Source organism: Nocardioides antri, assembly GCF_008373765.1.
Taxonomy (GTDB): domain Bacteria; phylum Actinomycetota; class Actinomycetes; order Propionibacteriales; family Nocardioidaceae; genus Nocardioides; species Nocardioides antri.
Genome location: NZ_VUJW01000003.1, coordinates 1,004,111 through 1,024,772 on the forward strand (window position 1 = coordinate 1,004,111; position 20,662 = coordinate 1,024,772).

Annotated in this window: 19 protein-coding genes; 10 read left to right on the forward strand and 9 right to left on the reverse strand. The window is 73.1% G+C overall.

Annotated elements, in window-relative coordinates; translation table 11 throughout:
• Positions 1-14: 14 nt before the first annotated feature.
• Positions 15-866 carry an alpha/beta hydrolase family protein gene (locus tag F0U47_RS11040; RefSeq protein ID WP_149750429.1) on the reverse strand — a complete coding sequence of 284 codons (852 nt, stop codon included), beginning with the start codon at positions 864-866 and terminating at the stop codon, positions 15-17.
• A 49-nt stretch (positions 867-915) separates the two neighbouring features.
• Between F0U47_RS11040 and F0U47_RS11045 the strand changes: the two genes are divergently transcribed.
• A complete protein-coding gene (locus tag F0U47_RS11045; RefSeq protein WP_188111279.1) occupies positions 916-1,473 on the forward strand; it encodes a TetR/AcrR family transcriptional regulator in 558 nt (185 codons plus the stop codon).
• Positions 1,474-1,515: 42 nt separating this feature from the next.
• The gene (locus F0U47_RS11050; RefSeq protein ID WP_149750431.1) at positions 1,516-2,658 is read left to right on the forward strand and encodes a MalY/PatB family protein; all 1,143 of its coding nucleotides are present in this window, start codon (positions 1,516-1,518) and stop codon (positions 2,656-2,658) included.
• Between the two features lie 7 nt (positions 2,659-2,665).
• Here the strand turns inward: F0U47_RS11050 and F0U47_RS11055 are convergent, their stop codons facing one another.
• Positions 2,666-4,027 (reverse strand): GH1 family beta-glucosidase, encoded by a 1,362-nt coding sequence (locus F0U47_RS11055; protein WP_246159562.1) that lies wholly within the window; start codon positions 4,025-4,027, stop codon positions 2,666-2,668.
• 23 nt (positions 4,028-4,050) lie between these two features.
• Between F0U47_RS11055 and F0U47_RS11060 the strand changes: the two genes are divergently transcribed.
• Complete coding sequence (locus F0U47_RS11060; RefSeq protein ID WP_188111280.1) at positions 4,051-4,770, forward strand: pirin family protein; 720 nt, start codon at positions 4,051-4,053, stop codon at positions 4,768-4,770.
• Here F0U47_RS11060 and F0U47_RS11065 read toward each other — a convergent pair.
• From F0U47_RS11065 to F0U47_RS11075, 3 genes are read right to left on the reverse strand one after another with little or no spacing between them, the layout of a single operon-like run.
• Entirely contained in the window at positions 4,738-5,655 is a 918-nt protein-coding gene (locus tag F0U47_RS11065) for a DUF6910 family protein (protein ID WP_149750433.1), read from the reverse strand. The two genes, F0U47_RS11060 and F0U47_RS11065, sit on opposite strands and share 33 nt — an antisense overlap.
• Before the next feature lie 32 nt (positions 5,656-5,687).
• Positions 5,688-6,605, reverse strand: coding sequence for a diacylglycerol/lipid kinase family protein (locus tag F0U47_RS11070; protein ID WP_149750434.1), 918 nt, complete (start codon positions 6,603-6,605; stop codon positions 5,688-5,690).
• Entirely contained in the window at positions 6,602-8,212 is a 1,611-nt protein-coding gene (locus F0U47_RS11075) for an FAD-binding oxidoreductase (RefSeq protein ID WP_246159563.1), read from the reverse strand. The genes F0U47_RS11070 and F0U47_RS11075 overlap by 4 nt, the downstream gene beginning before the upstream one ends.
• Positions 8,213-8,229: 17 nt before the next feature.
• Here F0U47_RS11075 and F0U47_RS11080 point away from each other — a divergent pair, with 17 nt between their 5' ends.
• The 5 genes from F0U47_RS11080 to F0U47_RS11100 all read left to right on the forward strand — a co-directional run bounded on the left by F0U47_RS11080 (position 8,230) and on the right by F0U47_RS11100 (position 13,413).
• Complete coding sequence (locus F0U47_RS11080) at positions 8,230-8,829, forward strand: TetR/AcrR family transcriptional regulator (protein WP_149750435.1); 600 nt, start codon at positions 8,230-8,232, stop codon at positions 8,827-8,829.
• The gene (locus F0U47_RS11085; protein ID WP_149750436.1) at positions 8,826-10,397 is read left to right on the forward strand and encodes a glycerol-3-phosphate dehydrogenase/oxidase; all 1,572 of its coding nucleotides are present in this window, start codon (positions 8,826-8,828) and stop codon (positions 10,395-10,397) included. The genes F0U47_RS11080 and F0U47_RS11085 overlap by 4 nt, the downstream gene beginning before the upstream one ends.
• 164 nt (positions 10,398-10,561) lie before the next feature.
• Entirely contained in the window at positions 10,562-11,572 is a 1,011-nt protein-coding gene (locus tag F0U47_RS11090) for a sigma-70 family RNA polymerase sigma factor (RefSeq protein ID WP_223162721.1), read from the forward strand.
• Between the two features lie 4 nt (positions 11,573-11,576).
• Positions 11,577-12,164: a TIGR03086 family metal-binding protein gene (locus F0U47_RS11095; protein WP_149750437.1), complete on the forward strand. Its 588-nt coding sequence runs from the start codon at positions 11,577-11,579 to the stop codon at positions 12,162-12,164.
• Between the two features lie 10 nt (positions 12,165-12,174).
• Positions 12,175-13,413, forward strand: coding sequence for a low temperature requirement protein A (locus F0U47_RS11100; RefSeq protein ID WP_223162722.1), 1,239 nt, complete (start codon positions 12,175-12,177; stop codon positions 13,411-13,413).
• Between the two features lie 14 nt (positions 13,414-13,427).
• Here F0U47_RS11100 and F0U47_RS11105 read toward each other — a convergent pair whose 3' ends face one another.
• Together F0U47_RS11105 and F0U47_RS11110 are read right to left on the reverse strand one after the other, a co-directional pair.
• Positions 13,428-14,786, reverse strand: coding sequence for an MFS transporter (locus tag F0U47_RS11105; RefSeq protein WP_149750438.1), 1,359 nt, complete (start codon positions 14,784-14,786; stop codon positions 13,428-13,430).
• Entirely contained in the window at positions 14,783-15,826 is a 1,044-nt protein-coding gene (locus tag F0U47_RS11110) for a zinc-binding dehydrogenase (RefSeq protein ID WP_149750439.1), read from the reverse strand. Before F0U47_RS11110 ends, F0U47_RS11105 begins: the two co-directional genes overlap by 4 nt.
• A gap of 151 nt (positions 15,827-15,977) precedes the next feature.
• Here F0U47_RS11110 and F0U47_RS11115 point away from each other — a divergent pair, with 151 nt between their 5' ends.
• Positions 15,978-16,496, forward strand: a complete 519-nt coding sequence (locus F0U47_RS11115; protein WP_149750440.1) for an NfeD C-terminal domain-containing protein — start codon at positions 15,978-15,980, stop codon at positions 16,494-16,496.
• A 23-nt stretch (positions 16,497-16,519) separates the two neighbouring features.
• Entirely contained in the window at positions 16,520-18,043 is a 1,524-nt protein-coding gene (locus tag F0U47_RS22020; RefSeq protein WP_149750441.1) for a flotillin family protein, read from the forward strand.
• 6 nt (positions 18,044-18,049) lie between these two features.
• On the opposite strand, the gene F0U47_RS11125 is transcribed toward F0U47_RS22020, so the two are convergent.
• A complete protein-coding gene (locus F0U47_RS11125) occupies positions 18,050-19,042 on the reverse strand; it encodes a DUF2332 domain-containing protein (protein ID WP_149750442.1) in 993 nt (330 codons plus the stop codon).
• 5 nt (positions 19,043-19,047) lie between these two features.
• Positions 19,048-20,502: an NAD-dependent succinate-semialdehyde dehydrogenase gene (locus tag F0U47_RS11130; protein WP_149750443.1), complete on the reverse strand. Its 1,455-nt coding sequence runs from the start codon at positions 20,500-20,502 to the stop codon at positions 19,048-19,050.
• Positions 20,503-20,662 lie beyond the last annotated feature (160 nt).

The window sequence follows — 20,662 nt, forward strand, 5'->3', positions numbered from 1 at the left end:
CCGGATTCAACGCCTCAGGACGCCAGCCAGGGCTCGAGGAGCTCCTCCCAGAGGTCGGCGTTGGCGGACCGGAAGAAGCCGTGGTGGCCGAGTCGGCGGCCGTCGAGCTGGTCGGGGCTGAAGCGCTGGCGGACGAGGGCGGCGTTGGAGTACCAGTCGTGGAGGTGGCGGATGCTGTCGGCGCTCATCAGCTCGTCGTCGGTGAAGGACAGCGACATCATCGGCGCCTTGACCTCCGCGAAGAGCTCGGGTGCCTCGGGGTGGTCGGCCTGGAGATACTCCGGGTGCAGGCACCACCGGCCCCACTGCCGCATCGCACCGGCCGGCAGGTCGCCGACCATGTTCAGCCGGTCGCCGGGGTAGTAGCCGGCGACGCGGATCGCGAGCGGCGCGACCACGCGCCAGAGGAACGGGGCGATCCAGCGCACGCCGGGCTGGTTGCGGCGCCAGTACCCGTCGCCGGCGGACACCGTGATCACGGACGCCAGCCGGGTGTGGTCGACGAACGGGACCATCTGGCCGCCGAGGCTGTGCCCGATCCAGGTGACCGGAAGGCCGTCGGCGTCGTCGGCGACCGCGTCGAGGATCGTGCGTACGTCGGCGAACCAGCGGTCGACGTCGGCCGGCTCGGCCTTCATCTCGGCCCGGCTCCCCATGCCCCGGTAGTCGAAGGTCACCGTCCGCCAGCCGCGAGCGGCGAGGTGGGTGGCGAGCGGGGCGTAGTAGGACGACGGCGTCGCCATGGCGGGTACGACGAGCACGACTCCCCGGGTCTCGGAGGCCGGCTCGAAGGTAGTGATCGGCAGGGTGCGACCGTCGTCGGCCGTCACCGCTTGCCTCGGGTTATGACGGGTGTCATAGTTCATGGCGAGAGTCTATGGCGGTTGTCATAGACGAGGCAATAGGATGTGTGGTGTGGCACGCGACACCCGGAGCCGGATGATCTACGGCGCGGCGCTGATGGTCGGCACCCGCGGCGTCGGCGGACTGAGCCTGCGCGACCTCGCCAAGGAGGCGGGGGTCCCGATCGGCTCGACCTACCACCACTTCCCCGGCGGCCGGCAGCAGCTCATCGAGGAGGCGATCCGCACGGTCGGCGCCGCCGTCACCCGCCGGATCGAGGTCGGCCGCGAGCGCGGCCCGGTCGCGGCGCTCGACGCGTTCGGCGACGAGTGGCGGGCGATGCTCGAGGACAGCGACTTCCGCACGGGCTGCCCCGTCTTCGCCGTCGCCACCGGCGACGAGCCCGAGCTGCGGGCCATCGCCACCGAGGTCCTCGAGTCCTGGCAGTCCTCGCTCGCCGGCGTATTCACCGACTCCGGCATCGACCCCGCTCGGGCGCCGCGGCTGGCGATGTTCCTCGTCGCGGCGATCGAGGGCGCCGTGGCGCTCTGCCAGGCGGAGCAGTCGATCGCGCCCCTCCGCGACACGATGGACGAGCTCCACCACATCGTCGACGCCGCCCTCCGATGACGCGTCGGTCTCCCCTCACGCGTCGCCCGTAGGCTCGCGGGTGTGATCGTTGACCGCACCGACGACGAGCTCCGCTACGCCTTGCCCTGCAAGTGGGGGCTGGTCGAGGACGACGTCCTCCCGGCGTGGGTGGCGGAGAGCGACTACGCCTGGGCGCCTCCGATCGCCGCCGCGCTCGCGGACGCGGTCGCGCGCGGTCTGACCGGCTACCCCGACTTCGAGGTCGGCGGGCCGCTCGGCGAGGCGTACGCCGGGTTCGCGCGCCGACAGTTCGGCCACGAGGTCGACCCCGGCGACGTCGTACCCACCGCCGACGTCACCGCCGGCGTCCGGCTCGCGCTCGACGTGCTCTCCGAGCCGGGGCCGGTCGTCATGCCGCTGCCCGGCTACCCGCCGCAGCTCTCGATCGCCGAGATCACCGGCCGGCAGCGGGTCGACCTCGTCGTCGACCCCGACGCGGAGCGGGCCGAGATCGACCTCGACGCGCTCGACCGCCTGTTCGCCGACGGCGCCCGCACCCTGCTGCTCACCCAGCCGCACAACCCCTGGGGGCGGGTCTTCACCCGCGCCGAGCTGGAGGGCATCCGCGACGTCGTACGTCGCCACGGGGCGCGCGTCGTCTCCGACGAGATCCACGCGCCGCTGGTCCTCGAGGGCTCTCCGCCCCATGTGTCCTACCTGTCGCTCGACGGCACCGCCGACCACGCGGTCGCCGTGGTCGCGGCGTCGAAGGCGTTCAACACCCAGGGCCTGAAGTGCGCGCAGATCGTCGCGCCGGACCCGGCAACGCGCGAGCGGATCCGCGCGGTGCCGATGGCGCGCAACGACTCCTGGTCACCGCTCGGCGTCGTCGCCAGCGTGGCCGCCTACACCGAGTGCGACGACTGGCTGGACGCCCTCCGCGCCCGGCTGTCCGCCCAGCGCGACCTGCTCGTCGACCTCCTCGCCGAGCACCTGTCGGAGGCGCGGATGCGGCCGCTGGAGGCGACCTACCTCGCCTGGCTCGACCTCCGCAGCTACGGCCACGACGACCCCGCCGCGGTGGCGCTCGAGCGGGGCCGGGTGCGGCTCTCCCCCGGCCACGACTACCACCCGGGGCTGCCCGGGCACGTGCGGCTCAACATCGCGACCAGCCCCGAGCGGCTGACCGAGATCGTGCGCCGGATCTCGAAAGCCCTGGCCTGAGCGGGAGTCAGTCGTTCCCGGCCCGGATGGCAGCGGCCAGGTCGGCGTACCACTGGAACGACCGCTTCGGCGTCCGCACCTGCGTCTCGTAGTCGACGTGCACGAGGCCGAACCGGGCACTGAGGCCTGCGGCCCACTCGAAGTTGTCGAGCAGCGACCACGCGTAGTACCCGCGCACGTCGACGCCCCGCCGCACCGCCTCGGCGACCGCCGTCAGGTGCGCAGCGTGGTAGTCGATCTGCGCCTGGTCGTCGACGACGCCGTTCTCGTCGGGCTCCCCGCGGTAGGCGCAGCCGGACTCGGTGATGTAGATCGGAGGTACGGCGGCGCGCAGCCGCGCGCGGAACATGATCAGCCACTCACGGAGCGCGTCCGGCACGACCGGCCAGTCCAGGTCGGTCGTCGGGTAGCCCATGACCTCGCGGAGGTCGAACGGCGACTCGCTGTCCTCCGGAGCGGCCCCGACGCGGAGAGGGCTGTAGTAGTTGACGCCGTAGAAGTCCAACGGCTGCCGGATCGTCGCCATGTCGCCGTCCTGGACCATGTACTCGAGGAGCGGCGCGAGGTCCATCGGGTAGCGCCCGAGGAGCATCGGCTCGAGGTACATCCCGTTCCACAGGGCGTCGAACAGCTTGGACGCGCCCACGTCGGCGTCGTCGTCGGACGCGGGCCAGACCGGCGCGTGGTTGTTGGCGCAACCGACGCTGGTCGCGCCCGCCGCGCGCAGTGCGATCGCCGCCCGTCCGTGCGCGACCAGCAGGTGGTGTGCCACCGGGAGCGCCTCGAACATCAATGCCTTGCCGGGCGCGTAGCTGCCGTTCCCGTATCCGCGCATGGTGAGGACGTTCGGCGAGGCGATCGGGATCCAGTGCTCGACGCGGTCGGCGAGCCGCTCTCCGACGACGGCGGCGTACTCCGCGAACCGCTCGACCGTCGCCCGGTTGAGCCAGCCGCCGTCGTCCTCGAGCGCCTGCGGCAGGTCCCAGTGGAAGAGGGTCACCATCGGCTGCACACCTGCGCCGAGGACGTCGTCGACGAGGCGGTCGTAGAAGTCGAGCCCCCGGTGGTTGACCGGACCGCTGCCGCTCGGCTGCACGCGCGGCCAGGCGACCGAGAACCGGTAGCCGCCCGCGCCCAGCCGCTTCAACAGGCGCAGGTCCTCGTCGGCGCGGTGGTAGTGGTCGGCCGCGACCGCACCGCTGCTGCCGTCGGCGATCCGCCCCGGCTCCGCGCAGAACGTGTCCCAGACGCTGCGTCCGCGGCCGTCCTCGGTCACCGCGCCCTCGATCTGGTACGCCGACGTCGCAGTGCCGAAGCGGAAGTCAGCCGGCAGCATGGGCAGGCGGGAATCCCGCGACGGCGGCGTCACGGGCACAATCGTGCAGTGTGAGCGTGGACATCCGCAGGAGTTCGAGCCGGTTCGTCGAGCGTGAGCCGGGACGTCGTACCCAGCACGGGCTCTCGTTCGGTGCGCACTACGACCCCGACTGGCTCTCGTTCGGTCCGATGGTGTGTCACGACGACCACCTTCTCGGCTCCGGCCGCGGCTTCGACGAGCACCCCCACGCCGACCTCGAGATCGTCACCTTCGTGCAGTCGGGCGCGCTGGTCCACACCGACTCGCTCGGCACCGCCGCCGAGCTGGGCGCGGGCGAGCTGGCGGTGCTGTCGGCGGGCGCGGGTGTCCGCCACAGCGAGGTCGCCGCAGGCACCGGTCCTACGCGGTTCGTCCAGGTGTGGCTGCGGCCGGACGAGCCCGGCATGTCGCCGTCCTACCGACGCGGGTCGACAGGCGCTGCCCGACCCGGCGCCGGTCTCGTCCCGGTCGCCGGCGACGGAACCGACCTGCCGATCGGGGTGGCCGGGGCGTCGTACGCCGTCGCCCGGCTGGCCGCCAACGAGACGCTGACCCTGCCGGCCGCCTACCGGGTCCACGCGTACGTCGCCTCCGGCGCGCTGCTGCGCTCCTCGCTCGCCCAGCCGCTCAGCGCCGGCGATGCGTTCTGCTTCGTGGACGAGCCCGCGCGCGACGTCACTGCCGGAGTGCCCACCGAGCTGCTGGTCTGGTCGTTCGCGGCGTCAGAGCCCCACGCGCAGTCGCAGGGCGATTGACGCCACGTCCGGGTCGTCGACGTCGACGACAGCCAGCAGGCGGGCGTGCTCGTGATCGGCCTCGAGCAGCATGAGGCCCTCGACCTTGCTGACCCGCCCGTCGACGAGCGGCAACGGGCCGACGTCCGCGACGACCCGGTCGTCGAGCCGCACCAGCGCGGACGCGACGACCGGCCCGTCGTCCCGGACGTTCGGGGTGTCCTCGGCGGCGGCGCTCAGGATCGACGACCCGTCGGGCAGGGTGACGGCGTCGGTGACCGCGAGCCCGACGCCGTGCACCTCCCCCAGGTCGTAGCTCACGGGGTTGGACACGGTCAGCGCACCCGGCGCGACCCGCCCGAGCACGACGGCCGCGGCCGCTGCCGGGTCCAGGTCGACGCTCCCGGAGGGCACTCCGGCGGACGGGAGGCCGCGGTGGTACCACCGCAGCACGTCCCCCACCCGGCAGGCGCCCTCCAGGTTGAGCACGTCCGGTGACACCTCCAGCGCCTCCGCCACCACGGCGTAGAGCGGCGCCAGGTCGGCCACCGCGACCTGCGGCCGCCCTTCCACCAGCTCAACGAGGACCCCTCGCATCCGCGCCGGCGACGACCCCGAGCCCAGCACCAGGACGGCCGACGCCCCGTCGACCTCGATCTCGCAGGCCGCCTCGAGGTCGGGCTTGAGGTGCTTGGTCCCCGACGCCTCGTCGAACAGCTCGCGACCGTCGACCGGCGGGACAAGGCGTACGGCGGTGGCGGACCCGGCGCGGAGCCACGCGGCGTGGGTGGCGTCGTCCTGCACCACCAGGAACCCGTCGCCCAGCGGCGCCACCGCGGACGCAGCCCGGACCGGCGACCCGTCGTCGAAGAGCAACCGTTCGACGCTCTCGACCTCGACCCGCACGCGGTCAGTCTTGCCGACGGGGCGCCCCGTCGTCAGCGCAGGATCTTGACCGCGCCGGGCCGGACCTCGACGACCAGGGGGTCGGCGCCGGTCGCCGGGAGATCGCCCAGCCGCTCGCCGTCGGCGCCGATCGGCACGACGGCCCGGCTCCTGGCGTAGCTGCCCGACACGGTCACCCGCGAGCCGCGGAGGACCTTGACCTCGTCGAGCGCGACGTGCGCGCCGTCGTACACCTTGGGGAGCGAGCGGATCAGGTCGAGCCGGCCCGCGGCCTCGATGACGATCACGTCGAGCTCGCCGTCGTCGACGGACGCCTCGGGCGCGATGGCCATGCCCTTGCCGTAGTAGCGCGAGTTCGCGACCACGACGTTGGCGGCGCGGTGCTCGGACCGGCGACCGTCCACCTCGACCGTCAGCGCGACCGGACGATAGGTGGCGAGGGCGCGGACCGCGGCGACCGGGTACTGCAGCCTCCCCGGAAGCCAGTGCGACCGGTCCACGATCTCCCCCGCACGTGCGTCCACGCCCGCGTAGACCGAACCGGCGACCATCACGCTCGGCCGGCCGGGCAGGACGACCGACAGCAGGTCGACGGGCGTCGGCGCGCCGCCGAGCAGCAGCTCGACCTGGGCGGCCTCGGACGTCGGCACCTCGAGCATGCGAGCGAAGTCGTTGCCCCGGCCGGCCGGGATCACCGCGAGCTCGCCGCCGGCGTCGACGACAGCACCGGCGACCGACGACAACATCCCGTCGCCCCCGACGGAGACCACGACCCGGCCGTCCGCGACCGCAGCCTTGACGAGGTCCGGCACCACGGCCGGCGACGACGTGTAGCTGACCTCGACCGCGGCTCCGGCCTCGCGGAGCCGCCGCGCCAGCGGGACCACGACCCGGGGAGCCGCGCCCCCGCCGGAGTTGGGGTTGACCAGGAAGGTGAACGACCGGCTCATGGGATGAGCACCCCGGGGTTCAGGATCCCGACCGGGTCCAGCTCCCGCTTGACGGCCCGGAGCACGGCGACGCCGACGTCCCCGATCTCCGGCGTCAGCCAACCACGGTGGTCGGTGCCGACCGCGTGGTGGTGGGTGATCGACGCACCGCTGGCGACGATCGCGTCGTTGGCGGCGGCCTTGGCCTTCAGCCACCGCTCGAGCGGCTGCTCGCCGCCGGCCGTCGCGACCGTGAAGTAGAGCGAGCACCCGGTGGCGTAGACGTGCGAGATGTGACAGAGCACCATCGTGCCCTCGCCCAGCGCCCCCTCGAGCGCGGCCTTCACCGCGGTGTAGAGGCGCTCGCGGTTCGACCAGAAGGTCACCGTCTCGAGGGTCTCGACGAGGACGCCGACGTCGAGCAGCGAGTCGCGGAGGTACGGCGCGTTGTAGCGGCCCGCCGCCCACGCCTCACCCGGCTCGGCGCCGAGGGGGGAGCCGCCGAGTCGGGTGAGTGCATCGGTGACCGCGGCCTTCTTCGCCGCGACTGCCGAGGGCGTGCCCTCGTACCCCACGATCATCAGGCATCCGCCCGCCCCCTGATCGGACGCGGCCGCGCCGCCGATCGCGTCAGGGCGCGCCAGGTTGATGGCGGTCTCGTTCTCGTCGGAGAGCCGGAGGACGGTCGGGAGCAGGTCTCCTTGGGCGAGCGCCCGCATCGCGTCGGCGCCGGCGGCGAAGGACGGCCACTGCCAGCCCTCGTACTCCTTGACCTCCGGCAGCGGCCGCACCCGGACGGTGACCTCGGTGATCACGCCGAACGCGCCCTCCGAGCCGAGGAAGAGCTCGCGCAGGTCGGGGCCGCACGCGTTCGACGGAGCGGTGCCGCCGAGCCGGACCTCGCCGCTCGGCGTCGCGACCCGCAGCCCGACGACCATGGCGTCGAAGCGGCCGTAGCCCGCGCTCGACTGGCCGCTCGACCGCGTCGCCGCGAAGCCGCCGATGGACGCGAACTCGAAGCTCTGCGGGTAGTGGCCGAGCATCAGCCCGTGCTCGGCCAGGAGCGCCTCGGCCTCGGGGCCGCGCAGGCCCGGGCCGAGCGTGGCCGTCGAGGAGACCGGGTCGAGCGCGACCAGGCTGCGCATCCGGCCGAGGTCCAGCGAGACCACGCCGGCGAAGCCCTCGCGGTCGGGAGCCAGGCCACCGGTCACCGCCGTACCCCCGCCGAACGGGACGACCGCGATCCGGTGCTCCTGCGCGTAGGCGAGCAGCGCCTGCACGTCCTCGTGGCTGCCGGGCCGTACGACGACGTCGGGGGCGTCGCTCAGGTCGCCGGCGCGCTGGCGGAGCAGGTCGGGCGTCGACTTGCCGCGGGTCCGCCGGCGCCGGAGGTCGTCGTCGAGCACCACCGCGTCCTCACCGACGACCGCGCGCAGGCCGTCGATCAGCCCCGCCGGGAGGTGCGGCGCCGGCACGGCGACCTCCGCCGCGGCCGGGGTGTCGGACAGCGGGAGGACCAGGCCCACCAGGTCGCGGACGCCGTCGGGTAGTGGCCCGGCGTGCGTCGGGTCGCCCCACCGCGTCGGCGGCATCTCGGGCTGGAGCTGGTCGTGGCTGGGCTGGGTCATGTGTTACAGTGTGACATATGTCGTCACATCGTCACAACCCCGAACCGCGCGATGCGTACCTCGACGCCGCGCGGGCCTGCATCCTCGACGTCGGCTGGCGGCGGACGACCCTGACCGAGGTGGCCCGCCGGGCCGGCGTCTCGCGGATGACGATCTACCGCACCTGGTCGGACATGCAGGAGCTGCTCGGCGACCTGATGACGCGCGAGTGGGGCGAGCTGGTGGCGTCGACCCAGCCGACGATGGGGTACGACGAGAAGACCGGCCCCACGCCCGACCAGATCGCCGACGGCGTGCTCCGCGCGGTGACGGTCCTGCGCGACAACGAGCTCTTCGTGCGGATCGTCGAGCTCGACCCCGAGCTGATCCTGCCCTACCTCCTCGCCCGCCGCGGCCGCTCGCAGGAGCTGATCCTCGGCCTGCTGTCGGCGGTGATCGAGGCCGGCCAGGCGGCCCGCTCCGTCCGCGCCGGCAACCCGGTCGCGCTCGCCCGGGCCGTGGTGCTCGCGGCCCACGGCTTCGTCCTCTCGGCGCACACGATGGCCGACGACCACGTCACTCCCGAAGAGCTCGACGACGAGCTGCGGGTGCTCATCGAAAGGACCCTCCTCCCATGACCCAGCGCCGCATCACCCCCGGTCTCACCGGTGTCCCCGAGTCCGTCGACGTCGTCGTGGTCGGCCTTGGCGTGACCGGCGCCGGCGTCGCCCTCGATGCCGCCAGCCGTGGCCTCAGCGTCCTCGCGGTCGACGCCTTCGACCTCGCCTGGGGCACCTCCCGGTTCTCCTCCAAGCTCGTGCACGGCGGCCTGCGCTACCTGGCCAGCGGCCACGTCGGCATCGCCCACGAGAGCGCCGTCGAGCGCGGCATCCTGATGGAGACCACCGCCCCGCACCTCACCCGCCCGCTCCCGACGATCGTCCCGCTCGCCCCCGGGGTGAGCCGGCCGATGGGCGCCCTGACCCGCGCGGGGCTGCTCGGCGGCGACCTGCTGCGGCGGGCCGCGGGCACCAGCGCCGACACGCTGCCGAAGCCGCGGCGGCTGACCGCCGCCGAGACCCGACGGGTCGCGCCGGCGCTGCGGCACGACGGGCTGCGCGGCGCCGTGCTCGGCTGGGACGGCCAGCTCGAGGACGACGCCCGCCTGGTCACCACCATCGCCCGCACCGCCGCCGACCGCGGTGCCGCCGTGCACACCCACGCCCGGGTGGTCGCTGCCACCGGCACCGAGGTGACGCTGCGCGACGAGCTCACCGGGGCGACCGCGACCGTCCGCACCCGCACCGTCATCAACGCGGCCGGCGTCTGGGCCGGTGACGTGGTCGACGACATCCGGCTCCGGCCCTCGCGCGGCACCCACCTGGTCCTGCGCGGCGAGACCCTGCCCGGGCTCAACGTCGCGGTCTTCGCGCCGATCCCGGGCGAGCGCAACCGCTACGTCCTCGTGCTGCCGCAGCCGGACGGCCAGATCTACGTCGGCCTCACCGACGAGCCGACCGACGGCCCGGTGCCCGACGTCGCCGAGCCGACCGAGGTCGAGATCGGCTTCCTGCTCGACGTGGTGTCGGCGTCCTTCTCCCGGCCGCTGCGACGCAGCGACGTGGTCGGGGCGTACGCCGGCCTCCGACCCCTGCTCGACACCGGCGGCCCCGGCGGCCCCGACAGCGCGGAGACAGCGGACCTCTCCCGCAAGCACGCCGTCCTCACCAGCCCCGCCGGGGTGGTCACGATCGTGGGCGGGAAGCTGACGACGTACCGCCGGATGGCCGAGGACGCCGTCGACGCCGCGGTCGCGCACGCCGGACTGAGCGCCGGACGGTGCGTCACCGCGACCCTGCCGCTCGCCGGCGCCGCGCCGCGCCCCGAGCTGGCCGAGCTGGTCGAGCGCGCCGAGACACCCGGACACGCCCGGTTGGTACGCCGCTTCGGCGCCGACGCCGGGCTCGTCCTCGACTCCGTCCGCGCGGTCACCGGCCTCGCCGACGACGAGCTGCTCGCACCGATCGACACGTCGATCCCGGTCACGCTCGCCGAGCTCGTCTTCGGCGTCACCCACGAGGGCGCCGCCGACGTCGCCGACCTCCTCGACCGCCGGACGCGGGTCGGGCTGGTCCCGGCCGACCGGGCTCGCGCCGTACCGGCCGCCGAACGGGCGCTCGAGCTCGCGCGCGCAGCGCTCCTGTAACTACGTGTTATGGCCACTACCACGGTGGTCGACCACCCGGGTAGTAGCCATAACACGTAGTTACAGCTGCGGCCGGCCGGGAATCCTCCCCCCACCACCGATGAGTTTTCCGGTTGGCCCGGGTCCACCCATCAGGCAGACTCACAACATCCGGGGGTAGGGCGATGGGAACGATGGTGACCGGGCAGCTGACCGACCTGACAGCGGGCAACGACGAGCTCGCGGACTTCGACGCGTTGACGGGCCGCTACCAGCGCGAGCTGATGGCGCACTGCTACCGGATGAGCGGGTCCGTCCACGAGGCGGAGGATCTCGTCCAGGAGACGTTCCTGCGCGCGTGGAAGGCGTCCGCGAGCTTCCAGGGCCGCAGCTCCGTCCGCACCTGGCTCTACAAGATCGCGACCAACGTCTGCCTCACCAACCTCGAGGGGCGCCCGCGCCGACCGCTCCCTACCGGCCTCGGCACCGCCGACTCCCTCGCCGGCGACGCGCTGGAGCAGGACGCCGAGATCCCATGGCTCGAGCCGATCCCCGACACCGCGGTCGAGGTGGCCGAGCGCGACACCATCCGGCTGGCGTTCGTCGCGGCGCTGCAGCACCTCCCCGCCCGGCAGCGCGCCGTCCTCATCCTCCGCGACGTGCTGCGCTGGTCGGCTGCCGAGACCGCGACCGCGCTCGACACCACGACCGCCGCGGTCAACTCCGCGCTCCAGCGCGCGCACGCCCAGATGGCCGAGCGCGGCCTGACTCCCGACACGGTGGAGCAGGAGCTCGACGAGGGGCAGCAGCGCATGCTCGACGCCTACCTCGAGGCGTTCTGGGCGAAGGACGTCGACCGGATCGTCCAGCTGCTGCAGTACGACGCGACCTGGGACATGCCGCCGTTCCTCAACCACTACCGCGGTGCGGAGAACATCGGCGAGCTCATCAGCACGAAGTGCCCCGGCGGCGTCCACGACATGCCGATGCTGCGCACGGTCGCCAACGGGCAGCCGGCGTTCGGCCTCTACATGCGCCAGCCCGACGGCCACTTCGAGCCGTTCCACATGCAGGTCCTCGACCTGGACGGCACGAAGGTCCGGCACGTCACGGCGTTCTTCGGCGCGGAGCACTTCGCGCGGTTCGGCCTGCCCGACCGGCTCCCGGCCGACTACCGGCCCGCCTCCACGGGCTGAACCGATGACCGCCCTCCCCGGTCCCCCGAACACCGCGCCGGACCCGGGGGTCGAGCTGCTGGAGCGTGCGCTCGGCTACACCCGGAGCACGCTGGCCACGGTCTCACCCGGCCACCTCTGCCTCCCCACGCCGTGCGACCGGTGGCGCCTCGGCGACCTGCTCGCCCACATGGAGGACTCGCTCGACGCCTTCGCCGAGGGAGCCGCCGGCACCATCGACCTCCACAGCGCCGCCCCGTCCCCGCTCGACGAGCGCCTCGCCGCGCTCCGCGCGAAGGCGTGCGGTCTGCTGGGCGCCTGGTCGGCGGCGACCACGCCAGTGGTCGAGGTCGGCGGGCGGCCGATGCCGGTCGGCACGATCTCGCGGCTGGCCGCGGTCGAGATCGCCGTGCACGGCTGGGACGTGAGCCGTACGACGGGCGCTGGCCTCGCCATCCCCGAGGAGCTCGCCGAAGCCCTCCTGCCGACCGCCCTCGCGCTGGCGCTCGAGCACCAGGGGGAGTTCGGTCCGCCGGTCCCGGTGCCCGCCGGCGCCGGCCCGGCGCGACGGCTGCTCGCGCTGCTCGGCAGGCGCACGTCGTACCGTCCCTAGACTGCGGGCCATGCCCGACACCACCCTCCGCCACCGGACCCGGCCGATGCTGGGGCGTGATCCCCACGAGGAGCACCGGGCCGCGACCACGCTCGAGCTGCTCTTCGACCTGACCTTCGTCGTCGCGTTCGGGACCGCGGCCTACGAGCTCTCCCACGCGCTCGTCGAGGACCACGTCGTGGACGGGATCATCGGCTTCGCGTTCGCGACGTTCGGCATCTCCTGGGCATGGATCAACTTCACCTGGTTCGCGTCGGCCTACGACACCGACGACTGGCTCTACCGGCTCACCACGATGCTGCAGATGGTCGGCGTGCTCGTCCTCGCCCTCGGCCTCCCGGCGATGTTCAAGTCGATCCACGACGGCGACACCCTCGACAACGACGTGATGGTCTGGGGCTACGTCGTCATGCGGGTCGCGATGCTCTTCCAGTGGTGGCGCGCCACCCGCCAGGACACCGGCCGCCGCACCGCGCACGGCACCTACGCACTCAGCATCGTCCTCTCCCAGGTGCTGTGGTGCGCGCTGGCGGTCGCCGACCTCCCGGTGAGGACGACGTTCGTCCTCCTGCTGATCCCGCTGCTGATCGAGGTCAGCGGGCCGGTCGTCGCCGAGCGCCGACACGGCGGCACGCCGTGGCACGCCCACCACATCGCCGAGCGCTACGGCCTGATGGTCATCATCGCCCTCGGCGAGGGGTTGATCGGCACGATGGCGAGCCTGACCGCGCTGTCCGAGGACGGGCTGACGCTCGACGTGGCACTGCTCGCCGCGGCCGGCACGGCGGTGACCTTCGGGATGTGGTGGACCTACTTCTCGATCCCCCACGGCGAGATCCTGCACGCGCGGCGCGACCGCTCCTTCGGCTGGGGCTACGGGCACATGCCGCTGCTCGGCGCGATCGTCGCGGTGGGCGCCGGCCTGCACGCCGCGGCGTACTACCTCGAAGACCACTCCCACCTGAGCCTCGTGCAGACGGTGCTCACCGTCGCCGTACCGCTCGGTCTCTACCTGTTGGCGCTCTACGTCTTCTACGCCGTCGTCAGCCGGTCGCTCGACCCGTTCCACCTGCTGTTGATCGGCGGCACGGTCGTCGCGCTGGCGGTGCCGGTCGTGATGGCCGCCAACGGGGTCGACGTGACCTGGAGCCTGCTGGTCCTCTCCTTCGCGCCGTGGGTCACCGTGCTCGGCTACGAGCTGCACGGCTACCGCCACAACGCCGAGGTGCTGGCGGCGCTCCAGGACTGAGCCAGTTCGCGAGGCTAGTCCGCGAGCGCGGGCTCCACCGGCTCGGGCTCGTCCCGCAGCGGGTGGGCCAGCTCGTCGGCCGGCAGCTTCGCCAGCCAGATCGCGAGCGCCGCGGCGATGCCGGGGACGATCGCGGCGATCGCGAACGTCGTCTGCAGGCCGATCCACTCCGACACCGGCCCGGCCAGCGCCATCGAGATCGGCATCAGGCTGACCGAGACGAAGAAGTCGAGCGACGCCACCCGGCCGAGCAGGTGGGGAGGCACCCGGCGCTGCAGCAGCGTCCCCCAGATCACCATCGGCGCCGAGAAGAACGCACCCAGCACGAAGGCCGCGACGGCGACCACCCACACCTCGCCGGCGAATCCCATCACCAGGAACGGCAGGGCCCCGAAGCCCCACATGAGGTTCATCCAGGTCAGGTAGCGCCGGGGCATCCGAATCGACGCCATCACCATCGAGCCGACAGCGCCGCCGATGCCGAACGCCGCCATCACCACCGCGTGGTCGCCCGGGCCACCGCCGAGCGTGTCCTTGATCAGGAACGGGATGAGCACCTCGAACGGACCCATCATCGCCAGGATCATGATCGAGGCGAACAGCAGCGTGGCGAGCAGCCAGGGCGTGCGGACCATGTAGACGAAGCCCTCACGCATGTCGGAGAGCACCGTGGCCACTGCCGGGCTGTCGGCCGCTTCGTCGTCGGGCTCCTTGCGACGTACGGCGGTCAGCGGCACAGTCGCCAGCACGAGCAGGCCGACCAGGTGGAACCCGGCGGCCAGTCCGAGCGCGGCCGAGGTCGACACGCCACCGACCACCACGCCGGCGAGGCCGGGCCCCAACGCCTGCCCGACCGTCGGCCGCACCATGCCCTCGAACCCGTTGACCGCCATCAGGTCCTCTTCGGGCACGAGCGCGGGCAGCCAGGCGGAGTAGGCCGGGTAGTAGAAGGCCAGCCCCATGCCGGTCGCGAACGAGACCACCGCGAGGTGCCAGACCTCGGTCTGGTCGGTCCACGACAGCAAGGCGACGACCGCCATCCCGGTGAGCTCGAGCGCGGCGACGGCGAGCAGGATCAGCTTCTGCGGGACCCGGTCGGCAACGACGCCGCCGAGCAGAGCCGGGAGCAGCACGCCGACGGCACCCGCCGTCGACACCACGGACAGCTGACTCGCCCCGCCGCCGATCCGGATGACCTCCCAGACCAGCGCCACCACCCACACCCCGCCGGCGAACGTGCTCAGCACCAGGGCCGCGCCGAGCCGGCGGTAGGCCGCGTGCCGGAACGGCGTGAGCGCGCGCGGCAGCTTACGGACCGCAGGGGGCTGCGGGCTCTCGGGCGCCGGCGTGGGGGTCGTCAGCTGGTCGGTCATGGGGTCTCCTGGGGGAGAGTCTGCAGGTGGGGACCGACAGCGGCCACCGGATTCATCGCCGGTTCCATCGCCGGTTCCAGCACCACCTTGCCCAGCGCCACCCTGCCCTCGAGGTCCGCGTGCGCACGCGCCGCCTCCTCGAGCGGGTACGTCGACACCAGCGGCCGCCACCGTCCGGCCGCCACCCGCTCGAGCGCGCGGAAGGCGAGGCCCGGGATCCCACCGGGCAGAGCCATCATCCGCGGGCCCAGCGACCAGCCCGCGGTGATCCCGCGCTCGACGAGGTCAGCGGTCGTGAGCTGGGTCGGGGTGCCCGAGGAGTACCCGAACATCACCAGCCGGCCGCCCGGGCGGAGCAGCTCCAGCGACGTGCGTCCCACGGCGCCGCCGACGCCGTCGTAGACCAGGGTCACGCCGTCGTACGCCGCCCGGACCTGCTGCCCCCAGCCCTCCCGCCCGTAGTCGACGACCAGGTGTGCGCCGAGACCGGCGAGCCGGGAGGTGCGCTCCTCCCCACGGGCCGCGACCACCACGGTCGCGCCCACCTCCAGGGCGGCCTGCGCCAGCAGCCAGCCGAGGCCACCCGCTGCCGACGGGATGAGGACGACGTCGTCCGCGGTCGGCGGCTCCAGCTCGAGCACGCCCAGCGCGGTGCGGCCGGTGCCGACCGCGGCGATCGCGTCGGGAAGGGCGATCCCGTCGCCCACCTCGTAGACCAGCTCGACGTCGCAGACCGCCTGCTCGGCGTACCCACCGGGCACCGGCCCCAGGTGCGCCACCACCCGCGCCCCGAGCCAGCCGTCGGGCACCCCGGGACCGACCCGGTCGACGACACCGGCCACCTCGCGACCGGGGACGGTCGGGAGCGCCGGCGCCGGCATCGGTCCCGGCTCGCCGCGCCGCAGGGTGGTGTCGAGCAGGTGGACTCCGGCCGCGGCGACCGCGATCCGGACCTGGCCGGGGCCGGGCTCGAGGTCCGGGAGCTCCTCCAGGACCAGGTTCTCGGCGGGGCCGAACTCATGAAGTCGAATGGCTCTCATGGCCCCAAGTCAACGAGCTCAAGTTAACTTGAGGTCAAGTCCTCCGAGCAGCTCCCTGACCACGGCCGGGGAGCCGGCTGGAGCAAACGACCGTTGGGCGGGGGCCGGGCCGGATACGATCCGTTCTCCCACCCCGCTTCCCGGAGAGCCTGTGACCCTCTTCCTCGTGCTCGGCTTCGTCGGCCTGGCACTCGTCCTGCTGACGCTGCTCGTCGGCGACCACCTCGAAGCCGCGTTCGGGGGCGCGTTCAACGCACTCGAGGGCGACGTGTTCTCCACCGCGGTCATCGGCGGCTTCGTCTCCGCGTTCGGCTTCGGTGCTGCCGCAGCCGAGGGGGCCGGTCTCCCGGTGCTGCCCACGCTCGCGATCGGGGCGGGGAGCGGCGTGGTGGTGGGCTGGTTCGCCTGGTGGCTCACCAAGCTGGTCAAGGACGGCCCCAGCGACGGCACGGTGTCGATCGGCGACGCCGTCGGCCAGGTCGGGCGGGTGCTCACCCCGATCCCCGGCGGCGACAGCTACGGCGTCGTGCGCGTCAGCGTCGGCGGCCACGTCATGCAGTGCAACGCGAGCGCCCTGCTCGCGATCGAGGCGGGCGCCGAGGTCAGCATCACCGGCGTCCTGTCCCCCACCGCGGTCACCGTGGCCCCGGTCTGGAAGCCCGAGTCCTAGAAACCGAACGAAGGAACCCATCGATGTCCCTCTCCGTCCTCGGGCCGATCATCGGCGTCGTCGTACTCCTCGTGCTGCTGGTGCTGCTCGTCACCAGCCGCTACAAGGTCGCGGGTCCCAACCAGGCGTTCATCGTCACCGGCCGCAAGGGCAAGGCGGTGATCAACCCCGAGACCGGGCAGCTGACGACGGACCTGTCGGGCCAGAAGGTCGTGCTCGGCGGCGGCGTCTTCGTGATCCCGTTCATCCAGAAGCTCGCCACGATGGACCTGTCGAGCCGCCGGATCTCGGTGCAGATCCGCGGCGCCGTGTCCGGCCAGGGCATCAAGCTCAACCTCGACGGCGTCGCGATCGTCAAGGTCGGCGGCAACGCCGACCAGATCCGGCTCGGCGCACAGCGGTTCCTCAGCCAGCAGGCCGACATCGAGACCTTCACCCAGGAGGTGCTGGCGGGCGCGCTGCGCTCGATCGTCGGCGGCCTGACCGTCGAGCAGATCATCCGCGACCGCGCGGCGTTCGCGCAGCGGGTGGCCGACGAGTCCGAGAGCTCGCTGACCGGTCAGGGCCTGATCCTCGACGCGTTCCAGATCCAGGACGTCACCGACGACGGCACCTACCTCGCCGACCTCGGCCGGCCCGAGGCGGCGCGGATCCAGCAGGCCGCCTCGATCGCCGAGGCCAACGCCCGCCAGGCCGCCGAGCAGGCCCGGATCGCGGCCGAGCAGGAGATCGCCATCGCCCAGCGGCAGCTCGCGCTGAAGCAGGCCGAGATCAAGGCCGAGACCGACGCCGCGTCCGCCCAGGCAGCGGCGGCCGGCCCGCTGGCGCAGGCCGAGCGCGACCAGGCGATCTTCGCCGAGCAGGAGAAGGTCGCCGTACGCCAGGCGGCGCTGACCGAGCGCCAGCTGGAGACCCAGGTCCGCAAGCCTGCGGACGCGGAGCGCTACCGCGTCGAGCAGGAGGCGGAGGCCCGCCGGTCCGCCGAGATCGCGGCGGCCGAGGCGCGCAAGGCCGCCACCATTGCCGCCGCCGAGGCGCACGCCGAGGAGACCCGGCTCTCCGGTGAGGCCGAGAAGGCCAGGCGCGCCGCGCTCGCGGAGGCCGAGGCGATCGAGGGCGCCAAGCGCGGTGAGGCCGAGAAGGCCCGCCGCGTCGCGGAGGCCGAGGCGACCAAGGCCGAGGGTGACGCCCAGGCGTCGGCGACCCTCGCGGTCGGCCACGCCGAGGCCGAGGCGATGGACAAGCGCGCCGAGGCGTTCGCGCACTACAACGACGCCGCCGTGCTCCAGATGCTGATCGAGGTGCTGCCGAACATCGCCCGGGAGGTGGCCGCGCCGATCAGCGCGATCGACAACCTCACCGTGCTCTCGACCGACGGCGCCGGGGCGATGCCGAAGCAGGTGGTCGACAACGTCACCCAGACTCTGCAGATGCTGAAGACCGCGACCGGGATCGACCTCCAGTCGCTGATCCACAAGTCGGTCGACAACGCGGTGGAGTCGCAGCCGGTCGTCGTGGGTGCGACCGACGAGCCCGCGGAGAGCTGAGGGCTCTCAGTCCCACCAGTGCAGCGTGCGGCCGTGGCCGTGCGTGTGCCCGACCGAGCGACCGTCCAGGCCGAGCACGAACTGGCCGAACGGCGGCTCCGGGCCGGTCCCGCTCACCTCGGGGAGGACGTGCCGTCCCTCGTTGCTGACCCACCGGCACCGGCCGGCCGCGACCAGGTCGCTCATCATCGCGGTGAACCGGCGCCGGTCGGGGTCCTCGAGGTAGGCGATCACGGCGGAGTGGAAGACCACGACCACGCCGTCCGGACCGACCGCGGCCCCCGCCTCGTCGACCAGGTCGGGCAGGGCCGCCAGCAGGTCGCCGCGGCGCAGGTCCGGCGGGTCGGCGCGCGCGACCTCGATGGCGGTGGCGAGCTGGGCGCGGCGGTCGTCGTGCTCCGGCCAGACCAGCGTGAGCAGCCACGCCACGTCGTCGTCGGAGGTGACGTCGAGCGGGTTGAGGTCGATCCCTCCGCGCCAGCGGACCGTCGGCGGGGCATCCGGTAGCGGCACCGGCCCGCTCACCGCGCACGTCAGCACCGGCTCGGCCGGCCCGGTCCTCCGCTCGCCGTCGGCGGTCAGCCAGCGGTAGCCCCAGCGGTCCGGGTAGAGGCACAGCCCCGCACTGGCGCCCGCCTCGAGCAGGGCCACCGGTCTGCCCTCCGCTGCGAGGGTGAGCGCGGGCGCGAGGGTCGCCATCCGGCCGGCTTCGTTGGTCTGTGTGGCACGGGCCAGGATCGTCGCGCGGATCGAGCCGTCGTCGGCGAGGAGCGCGTTCCGGAGGGCGGCGTACGGCGCGGGCGCGGTCACTCCGTGCCACCGGGCAGCCGCGAACACCAGGTTGGGCTGCTGCTTCGCGTCGGGAAGCGTGGCCAGCCAGCGGTGGACCGCCGGGTCCTCGGCGACACCGTTCGCCCACTCCTCGAAGCACGGGGAGTCCTCCGCGGCGTAGCTCGCGAAGTCCCGGTACTTGTCCTTGACCGGCCCGTGGACCCGCACCGGCGTCAGCCCGCCGGGAGCGCGACGTAGGTCGTGTCGAGGTACTCCTCGATGCCCTCGAACCCGCCCTCGCGCCCGAACCCGCTGGCCTTGACGCCGCCGAACGGCGCGGCGGGGTTGGAGACCAGGCCGCTGTTGACGCCGACCATGCCGAACTGCAGGGACTCGGCCAGCCGGATGGTGCGCCCCAGGTCGCGGGTGAAGACGTACGCCGTCAGGCCGTACTCCGTCTCGTTCGCCCGCTCGACCGCCTCCTCCTCGGACGTGAACGTCGTGATCGGTGCGACCGGGCCGAAGATCTCCTCCCGGTTGACGTCGGCGTCCGGCGGCACGTCGGCCAGCACGGTCGGCGGGTAGAAGAACCCCGGCCCGTCCGGCGCGCTGCCGCCGGTGACGACCCGGGCGCCCGCCGAGACGGCCTGGTCGACCAGCGCGGTGACGCTCTCGACGGCCTTCTCGTCGATGAGCGGGCCGACGTCGACGCCGTCGTCCTGGCCGCGGCCGAGCTTCAGCGCGCCCATTCGCTCGGCCAGCTTCTTCGCGAATTCGTCGGCGACCGGCTCCTCCACGAGGAAGCGGTTGGCCGCCGTGCACGCCTCGCCCATGTTGCGCATCTTCGCGATCATCGCGCCGTCGACGGCCGCGTCGACGTCGGCGTCGGCGAAGACGAGGAACGGCGCGTTGCCGCCGAGCTCCATGCTCACCCGTTGGAGCTGGTCGGCCGACTGCTTCACGAGCACCTTGCCGACGCCGGTCGAGCCGGTGAAGCTCACCTTCCGCAGCCGCGGGTCGGCCATCAGCGCCTCGCTGACCTCGCCGGAGCGGCGGGTCGTCACGACGTTGAGGACTCCCGGCGGCAGGCCTGCCTCGGTCATCAGGTCGGCGAGCAGCAGCATGGTCAGCGGCGTCTGGCCGGCCGGCTTGACGACCATCGTGCAGCCGGCCGCGACGGCCGGCCCGATCTTGCGGGTCCCCATGGCCAGCGGGAAGTTCCACGGCGTCACGAAGAAGCAGGGGCCGACCGGCTTCTTCAGGGTCAGCAGCCGCGACCCACCGGCAGGTGCCTGCATCCACCGGCCGTGGATCCGCACGGCCTCCTCCGAGAACCAGCGCAGGAACTCGCCGCCGTACGTCACCTCGCCCCGGGCCTCGGCGACCGTCTTGCCCATCTCCAGGCTCATCAGCTCGGCGAGGTCGTCGGCCCGGGCGGTGACCAGGTCGAACGCCCGGCGCAGGATCTCGGCCCGCTCCCGCGGTGCGGTCGCGGCCCAGTCCGGCTGGGCCTCCACCGCGGCGTCGAGCGCCGCGCGTGCGTCGTCGACGGTGGCGTCCGCGACGTCGGTCAGCACCGACCCGTCGGCGGGATCGATGACGTCGAAGCGACCGTCGCCGGACGCGGGGCGCCACGCGCCACCGATGAACAGCTGACGACGGTCGATGTGCAGCGGATCGTGGCTCATGAGGCCACTGTGGCACCGGAGCCGAAACTTCGTCTCCCGGTGGCCGCTGCTCGATCAAAATCTTCTGCGATTCCTTGCCCCAGCCGGCCGTCCGCGCGTTATCGTGAACGCGTCGTTTCGGAGGGAGCACCGAAGAGCGACCGAGCCCCTGCGTTGACCC